The sequence below is a fragment of the Serratia sp. TSA_130.1 genome (assembly GCF_052691795.1).
This window is the reverse complement of record NZ_JBQZFS010000001.1, coordinates 493,589-512,163: the sequence shown is the minus strand read 5'-3', so window position 1 is coordinate 512,163 and position 18,575 is coordinate 493,589. Positions and strand designations below refer to the sequence as shown.

The following is an 18,575-nucleotide window of genomic DNA, read 5'->3' as shown; positions in this document are numbered from 1 at the left end:
ATAACCGAAACAGGCTGAGCGAACAGGCTCAGCAGCTCAATTAAGAACCCTGTGGGCCACCGGCGCCGCAGCATAAGGAATTCCGATGTCCAATAGCTTAATCAATACCGCGATGAGCGGGCTGAATGCGGCTCAGGTGGCGCTCAGTACCGTCAGCAACAACATCTCCAACTACAACGTGGCGGGCTACAACCGTCAGACCGCGATCCTGGCGCAGAACGGCGGCATGGCCACTATGAGCGGCTTTATCGGCAACGGCGTGACCGTCACCAGCGTTAACCGCGAGTACAACCAGTTCATCACCAACCAGCTGCGCGGCGCGCAAAGCGCGTTCGGGGCGCAAAACGCCTATTACGAGAAGATTTCGCAGATCGACAACCTGTTGGCGAGCAAGACCAACCCGCTGTCGACCAACATGCAGGATTTCTTTACCAACCTGCAGAACCTGGTGAGCAACGCCGGTGACGACGCCGCGCGCCAGACGGTGCTGGGCAAGGCCAACGGCCTGGTGAACCAGTTCAACAACACCGACAAATTCCTGCGCGACATGGACAACGGCGTCAATCAGCAGATCAGCGATACGGCGCAGCAGATCAACAGCTACGGCCAACAGATCGCCAAGCTGAACGACGAGATCACCCGTTTGCGCGGCAGCGCCGGCGGCGAACCGAATGCGTTGCTGGATCAGCGCGATCAGCTGGTCACCGAATTGAACCAGCTGGTGGGCGTACAGGTCACGCAACAGGACGGCGACGCCTATACCGTTTCCTTCGCCAACGGTTTGACCCTGGTGCAGGGCAGCAATACGTATCAGGTGGAAGCCGTGCCTTCCAGCAGCGATCCTTCCCGTCTGACCATCGGCTATAACCGCGGCAACGGCGCCAGCGAAGTGCCGGAAGGCCAGATCACCAGCGGCACGCTGAGCGGCGTGCTGAAATTCCGCAGCGAAACGCTGGACGGCGTGCGCAATCAGCTGGGCCAGTTGGCGCTGGCGATGGCGGACAGCTTTAACCAACAGCATCGCGCCGGCTTCGATCTGAACGGTGACGCGGGCGGCGACTTCTTCAGCTTCAGCGGCGGCCGGGTGGTGGATAACACCCGCAACACCGGCGACGCGTCGCTGTCGGTCTCTTACACCGATACCGGCAAGGTGAAGGCCAACGATTATCGCGTCGAGTTCGACGGCAGCAACTGGCAGGTCAGCCGCCTGCCGGACAACGTGAAAGTCAACGCGACGCCGGGCACCAGCGCCGACGGTAAACCGACGCTGAACTTCGACGGGTTGGAAGTGAGCATCGACGGCAATGCGCAGGCCAAAGACAGTTTCACCGTGAAACCGGTCAGCGACGTGGCGGGCAACCTGAAAGTGGCCATCACCGATTCGTCCAAGATCGCCGCCGCCGGTAAAGACGACAGCGGCCGCGGCGATAACGAGAACGCCAAGAAACTGCTGGATCTGCAAACCAAAAACCTGGTGGACGGCAAAGCGACCCTGAGCGGCGCTTACGCCGGCATCGTCAGCGGCGTCGGCAACCAGACCGCCGCCGCCAAGGCCATCGCCACGTCGCAGGCCAAAATCGTCACCCAGCTGGGCGCGCAACAGCAGTCGATGTCCGGCGTCAACCTTGACGAAGAGTACGGTGAACTGCTGCGTTTCCAGCAGTACTACATGGCCAACGCGCAGGTGATTCAGACCGCCAGCTCGCTGTTCGACGCGCTGCTGAACATTCGTTGATTTCATTGTTAATCGGCGCCGATAACGGCGCCGGTCGCTCAGAGTAAGGAACCCACAGCATGCGCATGAGTACCGGCATGATGTACCAACAAAACATGAACGGCATCACGGGCAACCAGTCGCTGTTCATGAAGGCCGCCGAGCAGCTTTCCTCCGGCAAGCGAGTGATCAACCCGTCCGACGATCCGTTGGCGGCGTCGCGCGCGGTGATGCTGTCGCAGTCGCAGGCGGAAAACAGTCAATACACGCTGGCGCGCACCTTCGCCCGTCAGAACGTGTCGATGGAAGAAACGGTATTGGCCGGCGCGACCTCCACCATCGCGGACATGAAGGCGTTGATCGTCAACGCCGGCGGCACCGAAAGCGATAACGATCGCCAGTCGCTGGCCACCCAGCTGCAGGGGTTGAAAGATCAGCTGCTGAACCAGGCCAACAGCACCGACGGCAACGGCCGCTATATGTTCGGCGGGTATGTGAACGACAAGGCGCCGTTCGTCGACAACGGCGGCACCGTCAGTTACCAGGGCGGCGACAAGACGGTTGAGCAGAAAGTGGACGCCAACCGCACCATGACCATCGGCCATACCGGCAACGCGGTGTTCATGTCGTTGACCAGCAATCCGAAGCCCGAGCCGGACGGCAGCGCGCCGGTCAGCAACGTATTCGAGAGCATCGATATTGCGCTGAACGCGCTGAAAACCCCGCTGCAGGGCGCCGACGAGGCCACCAAGCAGCAGGTGAACGATGCGCTGGCGAAAGCCAACCGCGGTCTGGACAACTCCTACAACAACGTGCTGAGCGTGCGCGCCGAGCTGGGCAGCCAGCTGCAGGAGATGGATCAGTTGGACAGCATCGGTAAAGAGCGCGACATGACCAATCAGATCCAGATGAGCGCGCTGACGGATGCCGACCTGGCCGAGTCTATCTCGTCCTACTTCATGCAGCAGGCGGCGCTGCAGGCGTCGTACAAAACCTTCAGCGATATGCAGGGCATGTCGTTGTTCCAGATGAATCGTTAAGAGCAATACCCCGTTGCCTGACCGCGACGGGTTTCCCTTTAGTGCGCTTAGAAAACGCCTTCTCCGCCCCGCGGGGAGGGAGGCTTCTTGAAACCGGGCGCACTCGTTTGGCGCGTCGCTCGTTCTCCCACTACTGACTGAGTGACGCGCCTTTTTTTCATCAGGGAAGAAATAATACGATTGTCACCCCTGTTTAATGCGCGATGACATTATTGAAATCAGCGGTGGAAAAATCACGATGGATATTATTTCCCTGACGATAAATATCGGTGCTATTTCTTTTTCTTCACCACTTTCCATTTTTCACCGGCGGCCGTTTCGCTGATGGCAACTTTAAATTTGTTGCTTTTCCAGTGGGCCATGCCGAATAATCGGCGTGCTTTGCGGTTGCTTTTCGCTTTAATCATGATCTCGCTCCTGTAGTTAGCAAAGGTCGATGCTGCGCCCTGCAGCCGGCAGGCTGCCGGACGCATTTATTCAGGGTGTAAGTTATCTGCCGCGCATTTAACTCTGCGTGGCTGCGTTATTTTATTTTTCTCTAACCAATAAGTTTATATTATCGCCGCGGGCGACTGACGGGGTGCGGGCGATATTTTTTCTACCGGGTCTATTTTAGGTTGGGGTTTTATTTATTCAAGCCGCCGGAGACATTTGAACCTTAATCCGGATAAAAGACGTTTCTCAGGCTTTTGTCCCAAGAAAGCGTTTTTATTGCCATTTTGTCTCAGGCGGAAGAGGGGGAAAGGAAGGGGCCGCAGGGGCTCAGAAGGTCATGCCGCCGATCACCGCCGCCAGTCGATCGAAGATTTCACCGAACAGGTGCTCACAGAACGGCGCCAACATCGGCATCATCATGCCCAGCGTCATGATGCCGAAGGTCATGGTGACCGGGAAACCGATCACGAAGACCGACAGCTGCGGCGTCATGCGGTTGAGCAGGCCGAGCGCCATGTTGAGCGTCAACAGCAGGCAGATCAGCGGCAACGCCAGCATCATGCCGTTGATGAAGATCAGCGAGCCGACCTGAGTCAACACCAGGAAGCCGTTGCCGTTCAGCGGCTGCGTTTGGATCGGCAGGGTATGGAAGCTGTCCGCCAGCAGCGAAATCAGCCACAGATGGCCGTCAAAGCTGAGGAACAGCAACATCGCCAGCAGGTTGAGCAGGCGCGCCAGCACCGGCATGTTCGGGCCGCCGCTGGGATCGAAGAAAGTGGCGAACGACAGTCCCATCTGCATGCCGATCACTTCCCCCGCCAGGCGCACCGCCGCGAAGGCGAACTGCATGGTCAATCCGAGCGCCACGCCGATCAGAATCTGTTGAATCGCCAGCCACAGGCCGGCGGCGGAGAAGATGGGGATATTGCTGGCGGGCAGCGTCGGCGCAATCAGGATGACGATCAGCCCGCCAAGGCCGATTTTGACCTTTTTGCTGATTTGCTTTTCGCTGAATATCGGCGCGGTGCTTATCAGCGCCAGAATGCGCAGCAGCGGCCAAAAGTAGTGGCTGAGCCAGACGGTGAGCTGGGCGCTGTCGAAGGTGAGCACGGTCAGCCGATCAGGGTAGGCAGGTTGCTGAACAGGGTGCGCATGTAGTCCAGCAACAGATTCAACATCCAGGGACCGGCGATGATGATGGTGGCCACCACCGCCAGAATTTTAGGGATGAACGACAGCGTCATTTCGTTGATCTGGGTGGCGGCCTGCAGCAGGCTGACGACCAGGCCGCTGATCAGCGCCGCCAGCAGCAGCGGGGCGGCCAGCGCCAGCGCGACTTTCATCGCCTCGGTGCCGAGCGCCATAACCGATTCAGGTGTCATCTCGCTTTCTCCGGTCAGGGGTTACGAATAGAAGCTCTGCGCCAGCGAGCCGAGCAGCAGCTGCCAGCCATCGACCAGCACGAACAGCATCAGCTTGAACGGCAGCGAGATGGTGGCGGGCGGCACCATCATCATCCCCAGCGCCATCAGCACGCTGGCGACCACCAGGTCGATAATCAGGAACGGAATGAACACCGTAAAGCCGATCTGGAAGGCGGTTTTCAGTTCGCTGGTGACGTAGGCGGGCAGCAGGATGCGCATCGGCACCGCTTCCGGGCCGGCCAGCGGCGGCTGATTGGCCAGCCTGGCGTACAGCGCGAGATCGGTTTCGCGCGTTTGCCGCAGCATGAATTCGCGCAGCGGCTGCGCGCCTTTATCCAGCGCGACTTCCAGCCCGATTTTGTCCTGGCTGAACGGCAGATAGGCATCCTGATAAACCTTGTCGAACACCGGCGACATGATGAAGAAGGTCAGGAACAGCGCCAGCCCCAGCATCACCTGGTTCGGCGGCGCCGACGGCGTGCCCAGCGCGTTGCGCAGCAGGCCGAGCACGATGATGATGCGGGTGAAGCTGGTCATCATCAGCAGCATGGCCGGCAGGAAGGTCAGCGAGGTCAACAGCACCAGCGTCTGCACCGGCAGCGACCAGCTCTGGCCGCCGTTGGCCAGCGGCTGGCTGATCAGCCCCGGCAGTTGCGCGAAAGCCGCCGGGCTGATGAACAGCAGGGCGGCAGGGAGCCAAACCGCCGGGCGGCGGACGAGGGTATGAAGAGTCGAGGTCATGCCGATTTTTCCGGGCGTTTCAGAACTTTTTGCATCAGTTGGCGGAAGTCCGCCGGTGTCGCCGCGTCGGCCTCGCCTGCGTCTTTCGGCGGAGCGGGCAGGGTGTGCAGCGGGGTGATCTGCTGGGCGGTGACGCCCAATACCAACAAGGTGTCATCGACTTCCACCACCACCACGCGCTCGCGCTGCCCGACCTGGCAACTGGCGCGCAGGTTAAGCAGTTTGTTGTTGCGCGCCTGCGGGGCGAAACCCAGCCGACGGAACAGCCAACCGGCAAGCAGGATCAGCAGCAGAATGCCGCCGAGCGCGCTGCTGACCTGCATCAACACCGAACCGGCCGGCAGGGCCGGCGCGGCGGGCGGTTGGGTGCTTTGGACGGTAACGGGCGCCGCGGCGGTCATCAGCGGCTCAGTCGACGCATGCGTTCGGATGGGGTGATGATGTCGGTGATGCGCACGCCGAACTTGTCGGCCACCACCACCACTTCACCCTGCGCGATCAGGTAACCGTTGATCAGGATATCCAGCGGTTCGCCGGCCAGGCCGTCCAGCGCCACCACCGAGCCTTGCGACAGGCGCAGCAGCTCTTTGATGGTCATCTTGGTGCGCCCCAGTTCCACGGTCAGCTTGACCGGAATATCCAGGATCAGGTCGATATCCTGCAGGCTGCCGAGCGCATCCTGAGCTTCCAGCGACTTGAACACCCCTTCGGTGCTCGCGCCGGATTTCTCTGAAGACTGCTGCTCATTAAACGCATCAGCCCACAGATCGTCTACGGATTCCTTTCCTTCGCCAGACGGTTGCTTAGGATCACTCATTGGGCTGTTCCTCACTCAGAGCATTCAAAATAGGGTTAATCAAATGTTCAACACGCAGGGCGTATTGCCCGTTTAACGTGCCGTATTGGCTGGTCAGAACCGGTACGCCGTCCACATGGGCGATCAGGCGTTCCGGCTTGTCTATCGGTAATACATCGCCCGGTTGCAGCTTCAGGACTTTCGACAGCCGCATCGGGATATCGACGAAGTTGGCGATCAGCTCCAGTTCGGAGTGCTGCACCTGCTTCACCAGCGTTTCGCGCCAGTGGCTGTCTTCCTGCCGCGAATTTTCCAGCGGCGGGTTGGTCAACAGTTCGCGCAGCGGTTCGATCATCGCGAATGGAATGCAGATGTTGAACTCGCCGGTCAGCGCGCCGATCTCCACCTGGAACGGCGTGGTGACCACGATGTCGTTCGGCGAGGTGGTGATGTTGGTGAACTTCACCTGCATTTCGGCGCGCACGTACTCCACGTCGATCTTGTAGATGGCGCTCCAGGCGTCGCCGTAGGCGTCCAGCGCCAGGCGCAGCATGCGCTTGATCACCCGCTGTTCGGTCGGGGTGAACTCGCGGCCTTCGACCTTGGTCGGGAAGCGGCCGTCGCCGCCGAACAGGTTATCGACGGCGATGAACACCAGGCTCGGCGCGAACACGAACAGGGCAGTGCCGCGCAGCGGATTCAGGTGCACCAGGTTCAGGTTGGTCGGCACCGGCAGGTTGCGGGCGAACTCGTGATACGGCTGGATTTTGATCGGGCCGACGGTAATGTCCGGGCTGCGGCGCAGCAGGTTGAACAACCCCATGCGGAACTGCCGGGCAAAACGTTCGTTGATGATTTCCAGCGCGTGCAGACGCTCGCGCACCACGCGGCGCTGGGTGTTCGGATCGTAAGGCTTGACCTCGCTCTCTTTGCCGACCACCGCTTCGGGTTCATCACCCGCGCTGTCGCCGTTGAGCAAGGCGTCGATCTCTGCCTGTGAAAGAATGCTATCGCCCATAGTGATTACCGCAGTATGAAGGCGGTGAACAGCACGTCGCTGACCACCTGCTTCGGTTGTCCCTTAACCAGCGGCGGGCTGAGCACGTCCTTAATCTGCGCCACCAGCTGTTGCTTCCCTTGTTCATTGGCCAACTGACTCGCTTCCTGACGGGAAAGCAGCATCAGCAAGCGGCTGCGCACCTCCGGCAGAAAATCGTTCAGCTGACGGCGGGTACTTTCGTCCGGCAGGCGCAGCGTGAGGCCGATATACAGCACGCGATCCGGGTTGTTGTCCGGCGTCACCAGGTTGACGGTAAAGGTGTCGAGCGGCATGAACACCGGCGCGGCCGGCGGTTGCTGTTTGACGGCGGCCGGTTCGGCGCCGTTTTTATGCTGTTGCAGCAGCCACCAGCTGTAGCCCGCGGCGCCACAGGCGACGACGCTGATCAATACCAGCAGGATGACCAGAAGGGGGCGTTTCGGTGCTGCCGGAAGGGAGTTCTGAGACATAGCCAAATCTAATTCCTGTTGTTCCACCCGCGGCCTGCGTGGCGGCGGGCATAGCGCGCGGCAAAGCCGCACGCATGACATGTAAAGGTATTATCGCGTCTATCGCGGCGTGCAATAGCCTGAATAGACGCGCAAATGGGTGCCAGCTTGGGCGTTTGCGGCGGCTCAGGCGAAAATATCGACGCCGTTGACCGCGCTGGCCATGCGCTGCAACGCCACCGGCGCGCTGACGCCGTCGGCGGCCGCAGCCTCGCCGCCAGCGTGTTCAGCATAGCTGGAACGCCCCTGGCCATTGGAAGCCTGCTGCTGCGCCTGTTGCCATTGCGGGGTGGACTCGCCGCCCACGCTGCTCTGCCCCAGGTTGATGCCGCTCTCGGCCAGCGCGTGACGCAGCTGCGGCATCGCCGCTTCCACCGCCGCGCGCACCTGACCGTGGGCGGAGGCAATGTGCAATTGCGCCTGCTGATCGTCCAGTTTCAACGTGATCTGCAAGGCGCCCAGCTCCTGCGGGTGCAGGCGCAGCTCGGCGCTTTGCTGGCCGTTGCGGTGGAACATCAGCACCTGTTGGTTCAACGCCTGCTGCCATTCCGGGCTGCCCAGCTGCGCGTTTAACTGCGGCGCGGGCGGCGCCGTCACCAGCGCGCCGGCCGGGGCGGCCGTTTGCGTGGGGCTGGCGGCGGCCAGGGCGACGGCGTGATTGAGCGTCGTCGGCTGCTGCGTATCGCTCGCCGGCAGCGGTTGAGCGGCACTGGCGCGCTCGCCGCTGGTCGGCTGCGGGAGCGCCGCCGTGGCGCTATCGCCGTCCGGGGCCGGGGCTTTAGCGTTTGTCACCGTCGTGGCGGCTGACGCCGACGAGCGCGCGGCGGTGTTATCACCGGCCGCCGCGATGTTCAGCAGGCCGTTGCCGGGCTGCAGCGCAGTCGCATCGTCAGCGTTTTCCACCGGCAGCGGCCGCTGGCCGTCGGCCGGTTGAGTTTGGGCGACGATCGCGGCCGGCAGCATGGCGTACAGCGCCTGCAGCGTCGCGGCATCCAGCTCTTTGGCCGCGGCGATCGGCGGCTGCGCCGGTTTATCGCCGGCGACGGGCGCATCGGCCTCGGGGCGTTCAGATGAAAGCGCATCGGCTGAGATTGCCGGGTTCTGCAGCAGACCGCCGCGCTCGCCGAAGGCGGCCAGCAGTTGATTGAGCTGGTTGCGGCTCAGGGCCGGGGCGCGTTCATCGTCCGCGCTCAGCGTGACCGGCGGCTGTTTGCCATCGGCGGCGGGCGCGAAACGCGCGCCGAGCAACTGGGCGAATGCCGTCGACAGTTGACTCTCATCCAGCGCCGACGTCAGTTCAGCCAGGCCGCCGGCATCGCCGGGTAAGGCCAGGCCGGGCAGGGCGTTCAGATTCATGGGTTGATATTCCTTTGTGCACTGCGTTGAGCGAACTCATCCATCAGTTTTTGATCCCGTTTATTCTCCTGCTGCTGCTCCGCATTTAAGGCGCGGGTATGCAGGGTCTCGAAAGCGTTCAACCGCTGTTGTTTGTCTTGCCATTGCTTCACCGCATGATCCACTTTCTGCCCCCACTGCAGCAGCTGCTGGCGGTGCTGGTCGATGGCCTGTTCCAGCGTGCCGATAAACTGCTGGTAGTTTTGCCAGCGTGAGCTGTCCATGCCGTCGCAGAGCGTATGATTCAGCTTCTGGCGGTATTCGTCCTGATAGTTGAGCAGCATCGACAGCTGTTGCTCCGCCGCCTGCTGCGCCTGCCGAACCTGGCCCAGCTGTTGCGCGGCTTGTTCCACCGCGTCCTGCGCCAGATCGCGCAGGGTAATCAGGGGTGACTGTGATTTCATCGCTCTGCGCCTCTGTGACGTTAAACAATCAACTGCTGCAGCTGTTGACAGGCTTCATCATAGCCGCTGCGTTCAAAGATGCCCTGTTGCAGGTACGCCTCCATCTGCGGGTACAGCGTCATCGCTTTGTCCAGCAACGGATCGCTGCCGGCCGCGTAGGCGCCGACGCTGATCAGATCGCGGTTGCGCTGATAGCTGGCCAGCATCTGTTTGAAGGTGCGAACCCGGCGATAATGCTCCTCGTCGATCAGCGACGTCATGGCGCGGCTGATTGACGCTTCGATGTCGATAGCCGGGTAGTGGCCGGCCTCCGCCAGGCGTCGGGACAGCACCACGTGGCCATCGAGGATGGCGCGCGCCGAGTCGGCGATCGGGTCTTGCTGATCGTCCCCCTCGGTCAACACGGTGTAGAAGGCGGTGATGGAACCGCCGCCGCTGATGCCGTTGCCCGCGCGTTCCACCAGCGCAGGCAGTTTGGCGAAGACCGAAGGCGGATAACCTTTGGTCGCCGGCGGTTCGCCGATAGCCAGGGCTATCTCACGCTGCGCCATGGCGTAGCGGGTGAGGGAATCCATGATCAGCAACACGTGCTGCCCGCGATCGCGGAAATCCTCGGCGATGCGGGTGGCGTAGGCCGCCCCCTGCATGCGCAGCAGCGGCGATACGTCCGCCGGCGCGGCGATCACCACCGAGCGCGCCCGGCCTTCGGCGCCGAGAATGTTCTCGATAAAGTCTTTGACCTCGCGGCCACGCTCGCCGATCAGGCCAACGACGATCACATCCGCCTGGGTGTAACGGGCCATCATGCCGAGCAGCACGCTCTTGCCGACGCCGGAACCGGCGAACAGGCCCATGCGCTGGCCGCGACCGACGGTCAGCAGACCGTTGATGGTGCGCACTCCCACGTCCAGCACCTGCTCGATCGGCGTGCGCTGCAACGGGTTGAACGGCGCGGTGATCAGCGGCGCGCGGTAACCGGTTTCCGGCGACGGCAGGCCGTCGAGCGGTTTGGCGCTGCCGTCCAGCACGCGCCCCAGCAGCGCCGGGCCGAGCGGCAACTGCTTGCCGGCGCTTTGGCCTTCCGGCGCGATGCGGGCGTAAACCCGCGCGCCCGGCACGATGCCTTCCACTTCTTCCAGCGGCATCAGGAACAGCCGCTGGCCGTTGAAGCCGACCACTTCGCTTTCCACTTCCTGCACTTCACCGGCGTCGTGCCGTTCGATGAGGCAGGTCGCCCCGAGCGGCAGCTGCAGCCCGGTGGCCTCCAGCACCAGCCCGGTGGCGCGGGTCAGGCGGCCGTAGCGGCGCACCGTCGGCGCGCGGGCGATACGTTTTTCCAACGTATCCAGAGAGCTCAGCCAGCGGCCGAGACGCGCGGTCATCAGACTTCTCCCGGTGCCGCCAGGCGACACAGTTCATGCCAGCGCGTCGCCAGACTGGCGTCGAGATCGCCTTCTTCGGCGCTGACCTTGCAGCCGCCCGGGTGCAGTTCGCCGTCCGCCAGCAGGCGCCAGCCGTGCAGGCTGAGGGTAACCCCCAGTTGCTGCTCGACGCGGGGGTAGTCGTCCGGGTGGACCCGCAGCTGCGGTTTGCCGTTGAACATCGGCTCCTGCTGGATCAGCTGTTGGATCTGCGCGAGCAGGGCGGTGCCGTCGCACACCGGCGGCTGGCCCAGCACCTGTTTGGCGGCGGTCAACGCCAGCTGCATCAGCCGGGAAGCGATCACGCTGTCGAGCGCGTCCAGCGTGTGCTGGAATTCGGTGACCAACTGCTGCCAGTGGGCGGTCAGCGGCTGTTGCTGCTGCTGCGCTTCCAGCAGCCCTTGCTGACGGCCTTCTTCCAGACCGGACTGAAAACCGGCCTCATAGCCTTTTTGCTGGCCGTCGGCATAGCCCAATTGCTGGCCCTGTTGCTCGGCCTGCAGCCGCAGCGTCGCCAACTGCTGTTGCAATTCGGCCTGCGCGTCCGGCGACGGATCGCTGTGTTCGAGATCCGGCAGCGGCGGCAGTTCGAACGCCGGTTTCTGTTCGCCCAAATCGTTGAGCGACCAGGGCTGCCAGGGCAGGGTGTTAATGCGATCAGACATAGGTGTCCTCGCCGCCGCCGATGATCATTTCGCCGGTTTCCGCCAGGCGTCTCACCACCAACAGGATGGCTTTCTGCTCGTTCTCCACCTGCGACATGCGCACCGGGCCACGGTTGGCCAGATCGTCGCGCAGGATGTCGGCGGCGCGTTGCGACATGTTCTTGAGGAACTTCTCGCGCAGCGGCTGTTCGGCGCCTTTCAGCGCGATCAGCAGCGACTCGCCTTCCACTTCTTGCAGCAGGCGCTGGATGCTGCGATCGTCGACTTCCACCAGGTTTTCGAACAGGAACATCTCGTCGATGATCTTCTGCGCCAGCTCGCCGTCGTATTCGCGCATCGCGTCGATGACCGCTTCTTCCTGCTGGGTTTTCATCAGGTTGATGATCTCGGCGGCGGTGCGCACCCCGCCCATTTTGCTGCGTTTGAGGTTCTGACCGTCGAGCAGGTTGTTCAGCACCTCGGTCAGCTCCGCCAACGCCGCCGGCTGCACGCCGCCGAAAGTGGCGATACGCAGCATCACGTCGTTGCGCAGGCGTTCGTCGAACAGGGCCAGAATATCCGCCGCCTGGCCGCGTTTGAGGTGCACCAGAATGGTGGCGATGATCTGCGGGTGTTCGTCGCGGATCAGGTCGGCGGCGCTCTGCGGCTCCATAAAGTTGAGCGTTTCCATGCCGGTGGTGGTCTCGCGCGATTCGAGAATGTCTTCCAACAGGCTGGCGGCGCGCTCTTCGCCCAGCGCCTTGACCAGCACCGAACGCAGATAGTCGCTGGCGTTGACGCTCAGCGCCGCGTATTGCTCGGCGTCGTCTTCAAACTCGGTCAGTATTTCGCCGAGCTGTTTGTGCGACACCTGGCTCATGCCGGCCATGGTGCCGCTCAGCAGCTGTACTTCGCGCGAGGAGAGGTGCTTGAACACCTCCGCCGCGCGATCTTCACCCAGCGTCATCAGCAAGATGGCGCTTTTGTCGGTTCCGGTCAGGCTCATATCTCGTTACTCATCCATTGGCGGATTACCAGAGCGACCACGCGCGGGTCTTTGTCAGCCAGATCGCGGATCCGCTGGCTCTGGACTTCTGCGCTGACGCGCTGCTGCGATTTACGACGCTGCGCCAGCTCCTCGTTGCTCGGTTTGCTGCTGTCGACCGCTTTGGCGGCAGGCGCGTTGGCGGCGGCGATGGCGGCCTGTTGCGCCGCCTGGCGCTGTTGCAGCTGCGGCCGCACCAGTTTGCGCCACAGCAGCCAGGCAACCAGCAGCACCAGCAGATAGCGGCCCGCGTCGATCAGGCGATCGATAAACGACTGGCTCTGCCAGAACGGCAGTTCGCCACCGGTCACCTGAGCGTCGGTAAACGGCGTGTTGACCACGTTCAGGGTATCGCCACGGCTGCTGGAGTAGCCCATCGCTTCACGCACCAGCGCTTCGATCTGCGCCAGCTGTTCTTTGCTCATCGGTTGCGGTTTGCCGTCTTTATCCGCGCCGAGGTAGTTGACCACCACGGCGACCGACAGACGCTGCACGGTGCCGGCTTTTTGCTGGGTATGGCGGATGGTGCGATCGAGCTCGTAGTTGGTGGTCGCGTCGCGACGGGTATTTTGCGGCACGCCGCTGGCCGCCGCGCTGCGGGTGGTCGCGGCGTTTTGCGCGGTGGCGTTGGCGTTATTACCCGCCGCCGGCTTGGCGGTTTCAATCGGCGCCGTAGGCGGAGCGCTCGGTTGGTTGGACAGCGCGCCCGGCACGCCGCCGACCTGCGGCCCGCCTATCTGCTCGCTCAGGCTGGTTTGCTGTGAGCGGATGGCGGCTTTATCCGGCTGCTGGTTAGGTTGGTACTGTTCATCGGTTTGTTCGCGCGTGGCGAAGTCGATCTGCGCCGTGACCTGCGCACGCACGTTGGCGCTGCCGACCACCGGGGCGAGGATCGCTTCGATGCGGCGCTGGAAGCCGTTTTCGACTTCGTTGGCGTATTTCAGCTGCGAAGCGTTGAGATCGCGCCCGGTGCCGTCGGACTGGGTCAGCAGGCGGCCGGCCTGATCGACCACGGTCACGTTGCCCGGCGGCAGACCGGCGACGCTGCTCGACACCATATAAACGATGGCGTTGATCTGGCCGTCGTCCAGCGCACGGCCGGGTTGCAGGGTCAGCGTTACCGAGGCGGAAGGGGATTTTTGTTCGCGCACGAACAGCGAAGGTTTAGGCAGCGCCAGGTGAACGCGGGCGTTTTGCACCGGCCCCAACGACTCGATAGTGCGCGACAGCTCGCCCTCGAGGGCGCGCTGATAGTTAATCTGCTCGCTGAACTGGCTGATGCCGAATTTTTCCTGATCCAGCAGTTCGAAGCCGACGGCGCCGCCTTTCGGCAGCCCCTGCTGCGCGAGGCGCAAACGGGTTTCATGCACCTTTTCCGCCGGGATCAGCAGCGCTGCGCCATTCTCGGCGAAGCGATAAGGGATATTCATCTGCGTCAGCTGGGTGACGATGGCGCCACCGTCGCGGTCGTTCAGATTGCTGTACAGCACGCGGTAGTCGGGGCTTTTCACCCACAACAGCAGTGCGACGACGATCGCGATCGCGGCGGAAGCGGCGACCAGCAACGGAATTTTCGGGTTGGCGCGCAGACGGTTCCAGATGGCCTGCAGGCCGTTGTCGCGGCTTTCGCCGGCGGTTATCGAAGCACTCATTTTAGGTCTCGTCCTTCAATGGCGCTCACGATCCCGTACGGGCCGCTGAGCAGCTCCCTGCCAGGCTGATGAACGGTATGGTTAGCGTTGTGTGACAAAACAGACTCCCTGATACACATATCTTCTAAATAGCGGCGCTCCCATTTCTGGGCAGGCCATTATTCGCCTTATCAGACAATTCCGATTGCCCGATAAGCCGGGTTTTTTGCAGTTAATTAACCGCTTTAGGTCCGAAAACGCTGTGCTAGGGTGTGCATCATTGGAGAAGTACAGGGTGAAAACGTCACCCGGCGAGACGAGAGGATTGAGGACCAGATGGCGATTCAGGGCATTGAAGGGGTACTGCAGCAGATGCAGACCATGGCGGTTCAGGCCGGCAAGATGGGGCAAAATGCGGCGCCGCAGGGCGTCAGCTTCGCCAGCGAACTGACCGCGGCGCTCGGCAAGATCAGCGACACTCAGCAGACGGCGCGCAAACAGGCGCAGGACTTTGAGCTGGGCGTGCCGGGCATCAGCCTGAACGATGTGATGGTCGATCTGCAGAAATCGTCGGTGTCTTTGCAACTGGGCGTCCAGGTGCGCAACAAGCTGGTGGCGGCCTACCAGGACATCATGAATATGCCGGTGTGATGAACGTACCGTCCATTTTTCAGTGAAATTTGGCTCGGCGCCGTTAGCCTATGGCGATGGTTATAGGAGGGATAGGATAATGTGTAAATCGCTGTGCCTTGCTCTGGCCATGATGGCGTTGTCTGGATGCGCCGGCCAGAATGATGACTATCCATCGGCGCAAAAAACGGCGCCTCATCAGGATGCCGGCAAAGAGTGGAAGGCGTTTGTCGCGCCGCTGTCGGTGAAGACACAGTCGCCCGGCGAGCGTGAAATGAAACGCGCCGCCCGGCAATACTGAAGCCGTGACGCCAGTCGATGGACAAAAAAAGCCAGCTATCGAAATAGCTGGCTGAAGGTGCGATAAAACATTTATGTGATGTAGGAGCGCCGACGCACGTTCGAGGTGCGTCAACGCGAACTTCATATTTGTTATATTATAACAAATCAATGCTGCCGTGCGTTTGCCTCAGCCTGCTAACGCCACGATGCGCTGGTGGGCGCTTGCCAGCCCCTGGTCGCGGCCGTGCGGCTTCATGTCCAGCCCTTCGGCATAGATGAATTGCACGTCGCTGATCCCCATCAGCCCCAGCACCGAGCGCAGGTAGGGCGTTACGGCGTCGGTCGGATGCCCGGCGTGCATACCGCCGCGTGAACTGAAGACCACCGCATTGACGCCTTCCACCAGCCCCACCGGGTAGGTGGCGGTATAGTTGAAAGTCATCCGGGCGCGGGCCACCAGATCGAACCAGTTTTTCAGCTGAGTTGGCACGTTGAGGTTGTACATCGGCGCCCCGATCAGTAACAGGTCGCTCTCTTTCAGTTCGGCAATCAGTTGATCGGAGAGCGCCACCGTGGCTTTGGCGCGCGGGCTGACATTTTCCGCGCCGCGCAGCGCGCTGAACAGCTCGCCGTCCAACACCGGCAGATCCAGCGCCGTCAGATCGTGTTCGACGATCCGATCGTCGTATCCTTTCGCTTTGCGCGCCGCCAGATAGCGGTCAATCAGGTTATTGGTCTGCGAGTCATTTCCCATAATGCTGGATTTGAGAGCCAGTATTTTTTTCATGCTGTTGTCCTCTGACGGTAATCTGTGGTTTTCACCGGGGACTCCGGAATGACTGCAGGTTATCATTGCTTAAGGTTCACCAGTGGTGATAGGTTTTCACCTAATTGATTCCATATTGGCAACATTAAGATGAAAAGCGATCTGAGTGCGCTGCCGGCCTTTGTTGCCGTAGCGGAAGGCGGCAGTTTCGCCGCCGCCGCAGAGAAACTGCATCTGACGCGTTCTGCGGTCAGCAAAATCGTGTCGCGTCTGGAGGCGCGGCTGGGCGTGATGCTGTTTATGCGCACGACGCGCAGCCTGAGCCTGACGGACGAAGGCGCGCTGTACTATGAACACTGTCGACAGGCGTTGGCGAACGTTCAGGCGGCGGAAAACCAGCTCGACAGCGGCAAGATGCAGGTCAGCGGCCGGCTCAGAGTCTCGGTGCCGGTGCTGTTCGGCCACCTGTGCATTGCGCCCTTGTTGACGGCGCTGGCGAATGAGCATCCGTTACTGACGCTGGAAATCTCATTCAGCGACCGCAGGATCGATCTCGTCGACGAGGGATTCGATCTGGCAGTGCGCATCGGCGAACTGGCGGACAGCGGCAGTTTGGTTGCCCGACGTCTGGGCGAACATGGCATGCTCCTGTGCGCGTCGCCCGACTACGTGCGGCGCTGCGGCGAGCCGAGCACGGTGGAAGCGTTAAGCCGGCATCAGGCGGTGGGGTATCTGCACGCCGGCGCCGTGCTGCCGTGGCAGCTGCGTGGCGAAAACGGTGAGCTGCAATCGTTCAGCCCCCCGGCCAAGATGATGATGGATGATATGCAGGGGATCGTCGATGCGATATCCGCCGGCGCCGGCATTGCCTGGCTGCCGGAGTGGCTGGTGCGCGAGCGGCTGATGGCGGGGACGTTGGTGGAGATCATGCGCGGTGAGTCCAACCTCAGTTTCCCGGTCAACGTGGTGTGGCCCTATATGCCTTACCAGCCGCTCAAGGTGCGGCTGGCGGTGGACAAACTGGTGGCTGAGCTGCCCGCAAAATTGGCGCTTGTGCCGCCGCCGTTATCGCAGCGGTAATCACCGCGTCGCAACCGACAGGAAATGGGGGCAATGTCCCGAATAGAGGGGCGAACATTGTGCTGTCAGGCTTATTGAATGTGCCGGTGAGCGTTTATTATGGCCTTATTAGTAGGGTTATTATTCGAGGCAGGTCAATGAGCAGTAAAAGCGAATCCAGATGGCGCCTGATCAGTATTTTAATGCTGGCGGTGTTAGTCACGTTAATTGGCGTGTTGGTCAAACTGGATTGAAGTCTGACCAGGCGATAAAAAACCTGGCCGTTTTATTGTGCGGCCAGTAAACGCATCATGTCTTCTTCATACAGTAAGGCTAGCAGCCACAGCCCCAACAACATTATTGCCAGAGAAAATAATCGCTTTTCATTGCGCATCGTTTAATTCGCTTTCGGCGGATGGACGTGGCTTAGCGTATCTCAGCGTTGTTACAACCGTTAGGGACTTGTGTTAAATAAAGCCATTTTGTTGCGCGTCTATTTATGTTTCTCCGGCGACCATCGCCTCAACGCCCTGAGAGCCGGGTTCCATAATCCTTTGGTGGCCGCGAATGGCGGTAGGCGCGAAACCGAAGCGTTTGCGAAAACGTTCGGCGAAACGCGACGCGCTTTCATAACCCACATGCTGCGCGATGGCGGAAATCGGCCAGTCGGTCGATTGCAGCAGGGCCAGTGCGCTGCTCATCCGGACGTCGATCATCAGGTTGCGCAACGCGGTGTTTTCCATCGACAGTTTGCGGCGCAACATCACCTCACTCATCGACAGGCTCTCCGCGACTTTGGCCGCCGTCCAAATGCTGTGCGGATCGGTCGCGAGGCAGCGACGCACCCGCTGCGTCAGATCCTTGGCTTCGTTGTGAATAAAGCGAATGCCGAATTGGGCCAGCCACAGCAGAATTTCCAGCATTTTGTGCCGCACGATGATGGTGGGAAAGCGTTGCCGCAGCGTCAGCGCCAGGCCGGTGGTTTCAAAACTGTGCTTTAGGGCGCAGGGCAGATTGCGCAGCGCCAGGACGGCATCGAACGGCATCGCCGCCGGCGTTTCCTCGGCCGGAGGTTGGACGGTGAGCAACAGGGGATCGCAGGTCAGCAGTTGGCAACTGAATACGCCGTCTTCGGACGGGCCGTTAATAATGTCCACCGTTTGCCCGCCGTCGATAATCAACAGCTCGCCGGGATGAGCGACCACTTCGTGTTGTTGCCAGCGTACGCGCTTATGGCCTTGTTGTATCAGATACAGATGTGGTTGCTCAAAATAGACTGAAGGGAATAATAATTCAGTATACTGAATGATGTGCGCTGAGGCGCCAATTCCAGGACAGAGATTAATTGTACGTTCCATCGATATTCATTTCGCAGCCATTATCTGGGAATATCTTTACGCTTTGATCCGCGCTGGAGCAACATTTTTCCATGGGCCGTGAAACACAGCGGCGAGTTTTATCTATCAAAAATCAATTTCCTGATGAACAGAAAACGTCCGTGTCGGGATGATGTTTATCCATTAAAGTGAGAGCCAGGCTCGAAGCGCGCATTTTACCAATTACCCATAAACTGAATAATTCAAATGCCATAGATTAATAT

Annotated in this window: 21 protein-coding genes; 5 read left to right on the top strand and 16 right to left on the bottom strand. The window is 61.0% G+C overall.

Annotation, left to right across the window (positions count from 1 at the left end; genetic code table 11):
* Nucleotides 1-85: 85 nt before the first annotated feature.
* Complete coding sequence (gene flgK / locus ACUTQY_RS02400) at nucleotides 86-1,735, top strand: flagellar hook-associated protein FlgK (protein WP_033643519.1); 1,650 nt, start codon at nucleotides 86-88, stop codon at nucleotides 1,733-1,735.
* Between the two features lie 59 nt (nucleotides 1,736-1,794).
* The gene (gene flgL, locus ACUTQY_RS02395; protein ID WP_033643518.1) at nucleotides 1,795-2,754 is read left to right on the top strand and encodes a flagellar hook-associated protein FlgL; all 960 of its coding nucleotides are present in this window, start codon (nucleotides 1,795-1,797) and stop codon (nucleotides 2,752-2,754) included.
* A gap of 272 nt (nucleotides 2,755-3,026) precedes the next feature.
* Here the strand turns inward: flgL and sra are convergent, their stop codons facing one another.
* The 14 genes from sra to fliF all read right to left on the bottom strand — a co-directional run bounded on the left by sra (nucleotide 3,027) and on the right by fliF (nucleotide 14,259).
* Nucleotides 3,027-3,161 carry a stationary-phase-induced ribosome-associated protein gene (gene sra, locus ACUTQY_RS02390; protein ID WP_004934807.1) on the bottom strand — a complete coding sequence of 45 codons (135 nt, stop codon included), beginning with the start codon at nucleotides 3,159-3,161 and terminating at the stop codon, nucleotides 3,027-3,029.
* Nucleotides 3,162-3,516: 355 nt separating this feature from the next.
* Nucleotides 3,517-4,299 (bottom strand): flagellar biosynthetic protein FliR, encoded by a 783-nt coding sequence (fliR, locus tag ACUTQY_RS02385; protein WP_033632754.1) that lies wholly within the window; start codon nucleotides 4,297-4,299, stop codon nucleotides 3,517-3,519.
* Nucleotides 4,300-4,301: 2 nt separating this feature from the next.
* Nucleotides 4,302-4,571 carry a flagellar biosynthesis protein FliQ gene (fliQ, locus tag ACUTQY_RS02380; protein WP_004934803.1) on the bottom strand — a complete coding sequence of 90 codons (270 nt, stop codon included), beginning with the start codon at nucleotides 4,569-4,571 and terminating at the stop codon, nucleotides 4,302-4,304.
* A 21-nt stretch (nucleotides 4,572-4,592) separates the two neighbouring features.
* Complete coding sequence (gene fliP / locus ACUTQY_RS02375; RefSeq protein ID WP_033632755.1) at nucleotides 4,593-5,354, bottom strand: flagellar type III secretion system pore protein FliP; 762 nt, start codon at nucleotides 5,352-5,354, stop codon at nucleotides 4,593-4,595.
* A complete protein-coding gene (fliO, locus tag ACUTQY_RS02370) occupies nucleotides 5,351-5,755 on the bottom strand; it encodes a flagellar biosynthetic protein FliO (RefSeq protein ID WP_033650868.1) in 405 nt (134 codons plus the stop codon). The genes fliP and fliO overlap by 4 nt, the downstream gene beginning before the upstream one ends.
* Nucleotides 5,755-6,171, bottom strand: coding sequence for a flagellar motor switch protein FliN (gene fliN, locus ACUTQY_RS02365; protein WP_004934799.1), 417 nt, complete (start codon nucleotides 6,169-6,171; stop codon nucleotides 5,755-5,757). The genes fliO and fliN overlap by 1 nt, the downstream gene beginning before the upstream one ends.
* A complete protein-coding gene (fliM, locus tag ACUTQY_RS02360; protein ID WP_004934798.1) occupies nucleotides 6,164-7,168 on the bottom strand; it encodes a flagellar motor switch protein FliM in 1,005 nt (334 codons plus the stop codon). Before fliM ends, fliN begins: the two co-directional genes overlap by 8 nt.
* Before the next feature lie 5 nt (nucleotides 7,169-7,173).
* A complete protein-coding gene (fliL, locus tag ACUTQY_RS02355) occupies nucleotides 7,174-7,659 on the bottom strand; it encodes a flagellar basal body-associated protein FliL (RefSeq protein WP_033643515.1) in 486 nt (161 codons plus the stop codon).
* 165 nt (nucleotides 7,660-7,824) lie between these two features.
* Entirely contained in the window at nucleotides 7,825-9,054 is a 1,230-nt protein-coding gene (locus tag ACUTQY_RS02350) for a flagellar hook-length control protein FliK (RefSeq protein ID WP_046687332.1), read from the bottom strand.
* Nucleotides 9,051-9,497, bottom strand: coding sequence for a flagellar export protein FliJ (gene fliJ / locus ACUTQY_RS02345; RefSeq protein WP_033643513.1), 447 nt, complete (start codon nucleotides 9,495-9,497; stop codon nucleotides 9,051-9,053). Before fliJ ends, ACUTQY_RS02350 begins: the two co-directional genes overlap by 4 nt.
* A gap of 20 nt (nucleotides 9,498-9,517) precedes the next feature.
* Nucleotides 9,518-10,879, bottom strand: a complete 1,362-nt coding sequence (fliI, locus tag ACUTQY_RS02340) for a flagellar protein export ATPase FliI (RefSeq protein WP_004934781.1) — start codon at nucleotides 10,877-10,879, stop codon at nucleotides 9,518-9,520.
* Nucleotides 10,879-11,583, bottom strand: a complete 705-nt coding sequence (gene fliH / locus ACUTQY_RS02335; RefSeq protein WP_033643511.1) for a flagellar assembly protein FliH — start codon at nucleotides 11,581-11,583, stop codon at nucleotides 10,879-10,881. The genes fliI and fliH overlap by 1 nt, the downstream gene beginning before the upstream one ends.
* The gene (gene fliG / locus ACUTQY_RS02330) at nucleotides 11,576-12,568 is read right to left on the bottom strand and encodes a flagellar motor switch protein FliG (protein WP_004934775.1); all 993 of its coding nucleotides are present in this window, start codon (nucleotides 12,566-12,568) and stop codon (nucleotides 11,576-11,578) included. Before fliG ends, fliH begins: the two co-directional genes overlap by 8 nt.
* Nucleotides 12,565-14,259: a flagellar basal-body MS-ring/collar protein FliF gene (gene fliF, locus ACUTQY_RS02325; protein WP_033650870.1), complete on the bottom strand. Its 1,695-nt coding sequence runs from the start codon at nucleotides 14,257-14,259 to the stop codon at nucleotides 12,565-12,567. The genes fliG and fliF overlap by 4 nt, the downstream gene beginning before the upstream one ends.
* A gap of 315 nt (nucleotides 14,260-14,574) precedes the next feature.
* Here fliF and fliE point away from each other — a divergent pair, with 315 nt between their 5' ends.
* Both fliE and ACUTQY_RS02315 read left to right on the top strand, forming a co-directional pair.
* Entirely contained in the window at nucleotides 14,575-14,889 is a 315-nt protein-coding gene (fliE, locus tag ACUTQY_RS02320) for a flagellar hook-basal body complex protein FliE (protein WP_033643509.1), read from the top strand.
* Between the two features lie 79 nt (nucleotides 14,890-14,968).
* Entirely contained in the window at nucleotides 14,969-15,169 is a 201-nt protein-coding gene (locus ACUTQY_RS02315) for a hypothetical protein (RefSeq protein WP_046687331.1), read from the top strand.
* A gap of 168 nt (nucleotides 15,170-15,337) precedes the next feature.
* Here ACUTQY_RS02315 and ACUTQY_RS02310 read toward each other — a convergent pair whose 3' ends face one another.
* The gene (locus ACUTQY_RS02310; RefSeq protein WP_046687330.1) at nucleotides 15,338-15,937 is read right to left on the bottom strand and encodes an FMN-dependent NADH-azoreductase; all 600 of its coding nucleotides are present in this window, start codon (nucleotides 15,935-15,937) and stop codon (nucleotides 15,338-15,340) included.
* 129 nt (nucleotides 15,938-16,066) lie between these two features.
* Between ACUTQY_RS02310 and ACUTQY_RS02305 the strand changes: the two genes are divergently transcribed.
* Nucleotides 16,067-16,996, top strand: coding sequence for a LysR family transcriptional regulator (locus ACUTQY_RS02305; protein ID WP_046687329.1), 930 nt, complete (start codon nucleotides 16,067-16,069; stop codon nucleotides 16,994-16,996).
* A 476-nt stretch (nucleotides 16,997-17,472) separates the two neighbouring features.
* Here the strand turns inward: ACUTQY_RS02305 and ACUTQY_RS02300 are convergent, their stop codons facing one another.
* Nucleotides 17,473-18,333 (bottom strand): helix-turn-helix transcriptional regulator, encoded by an 861-nt coding sequence (locus ACUTQY_RS02300; RefSeq protein WP_033643505.1) that lies wholly within the window; start codon nucleotides 18,331-18,333, stop codon nucleotides 17,473-17,475.
* Nucleotides 18,334-18,575 lie beyond the last annotated feature (242 nt).

What these genes read in the sequence shown, in the direction of transcription:
- fliN (WP_004934799.1), bottom strand. Translation starts at nt 6,171, where the DNA reads ATGAGTGATCCTAAGCAACCGTCTGGCGAAGGAAAGGAATCCGTAGAC.
- fliF (WP_033650870.1), bottom strand. Translation starts at nt 14,259, where the DNA reads ATGAGTGCTTCGATAACCGCCGGCGAAAGCCGCGACAACGGCCTGCAG.
- fliQ (WP_004934803.1), bottom strand. Translation starts at nt 4,571, where the DNA reads ATGACACCTGAATCGGTTATGGCGCTCGGCACCGAGGCGATGAAAGTC.
- ACUTQY_RS02350 (WP_046687332.1), bottom strand. Translation starts at nt 9,054, where the DNA reads ATGAATCTGAACGCCCTGCCCGGCCTGGCCTTACCCGGCGATGCCGGC.
- fliP (WP_033632755.1), bottom strand. Translation starts at nt 5,354, where the DNA reads ATGACCTCGACTCTTCATACCCTCGTCCGCCGCCCGGCGGTTTGGCTC.
- fliM (WP_004934798.1), bottom strand. Translation starts at nt 7,168, where the DNA reads ATGGGCGATAGCATTCTTTCACAGGCAGAGATCGACGCCTTGCTCAAC.
- fliG (WP_004934775.1), bottom strand. Translation starts at nt 12,568, where the DNA reads ATGAGCCTGACCGGAACCGACAAAAGCGCCATCTTGCTGATGACGCTG.
- fliH (WP_033643511.1), bottom strand. Translation starts at nt 11,583, where the DNA reads ATGTCTGATCGCATTAACACCCTGCCCTGGCAGCCCTGGTCGCTCAAC.
- fliI (WP_004934781.1), bottom strand. Translation starts at nt 10,879, where the DNA reads ATGACCGCGCGTCTCGGCCGCTGGCTGAGCTCTCTGGATACGTTGGAA.
- fliJ (WP_033643513.1), bottom strand. Translation starts at nt 9,497, where the DNA reads ATGAAATCACAGTCACCCCTGATTACCCTGCGCGATCTGGCGCAGGAC.
- ACUTQY_RS02305 (WP_046687329.1), top strand. Translation starts at nt 16,067, where the DNA reads ATGAAAAGCGATCTGAGTGCGCTGCCGGCCTTTGTTGCCGTAGCGGAA.
- ACUTQY_RS02315 (WP_046687331.1), top strand. Translation starts at nt 14,969, where the DNA reads ATGTGTAAATCGCTGTGCCTTGCTCTGGCCATGATGGCGTTGTCTGGA.
- fliL (WP_033643515.1), bottom strand. Translation starts at nt 7,659, where the DNA reads ATGTCTCAGAACTCCCTTCCGGCAGCACCGAAACGCCCCCTTCTGGTC.
- fliO (WP_033650868.1), bottom strand. Translation starts at nt 5,755, where the DNA reads ATGACCGCCGCGGCGCCCGTTACCGTCCAAAGCACCCAACCGCCCGCC.
- fliE (WP_033643509.1), top strand. Translation starts at nt 14,575, where the DNA reads ATGGCGATTCAGGGCATTGAAGGGGTACTGCAGCAGATGCAGACCATG.
- flgL (WP_033643518.1), top strand. Translation starts at nt 1,795, where the DNA reads ATGCGCATGAGTACCGGCATGATGTACCAACAAAACATGAACGGCATC.
- ACUTQY_RS02310 (WP_046687330.1), bottom strand. Translation starts at nt 15,937, where the DNA reads ATGAAAAAAATACTGGCTCTCAAATCCAGCATTATGGGAAATGACTCG.
- flgK (WP_033643519.1), top strand. Translation starts at nt 86, where the DNA reads ATGTCCAATAGCTTAATCAATACCGCGATGAGCGGGCTGAATGCGGCT.
- sra (WP_004934807.1), bottom strand. Translation starts at nt 3,161, where the DNA reads ATGATTAAAGCGAAAAGCAACCGCAAAGCACGCCGATTATTCGGCATG.
- ACUTQY_RS02300 (WP_033643505.1), bottom strand. Translation starts at nt 18,333, where the DNA reads ATGGAACGTACAATTAATCTCTGTCCTGGAATTGGCGCCTCAGCGCAC.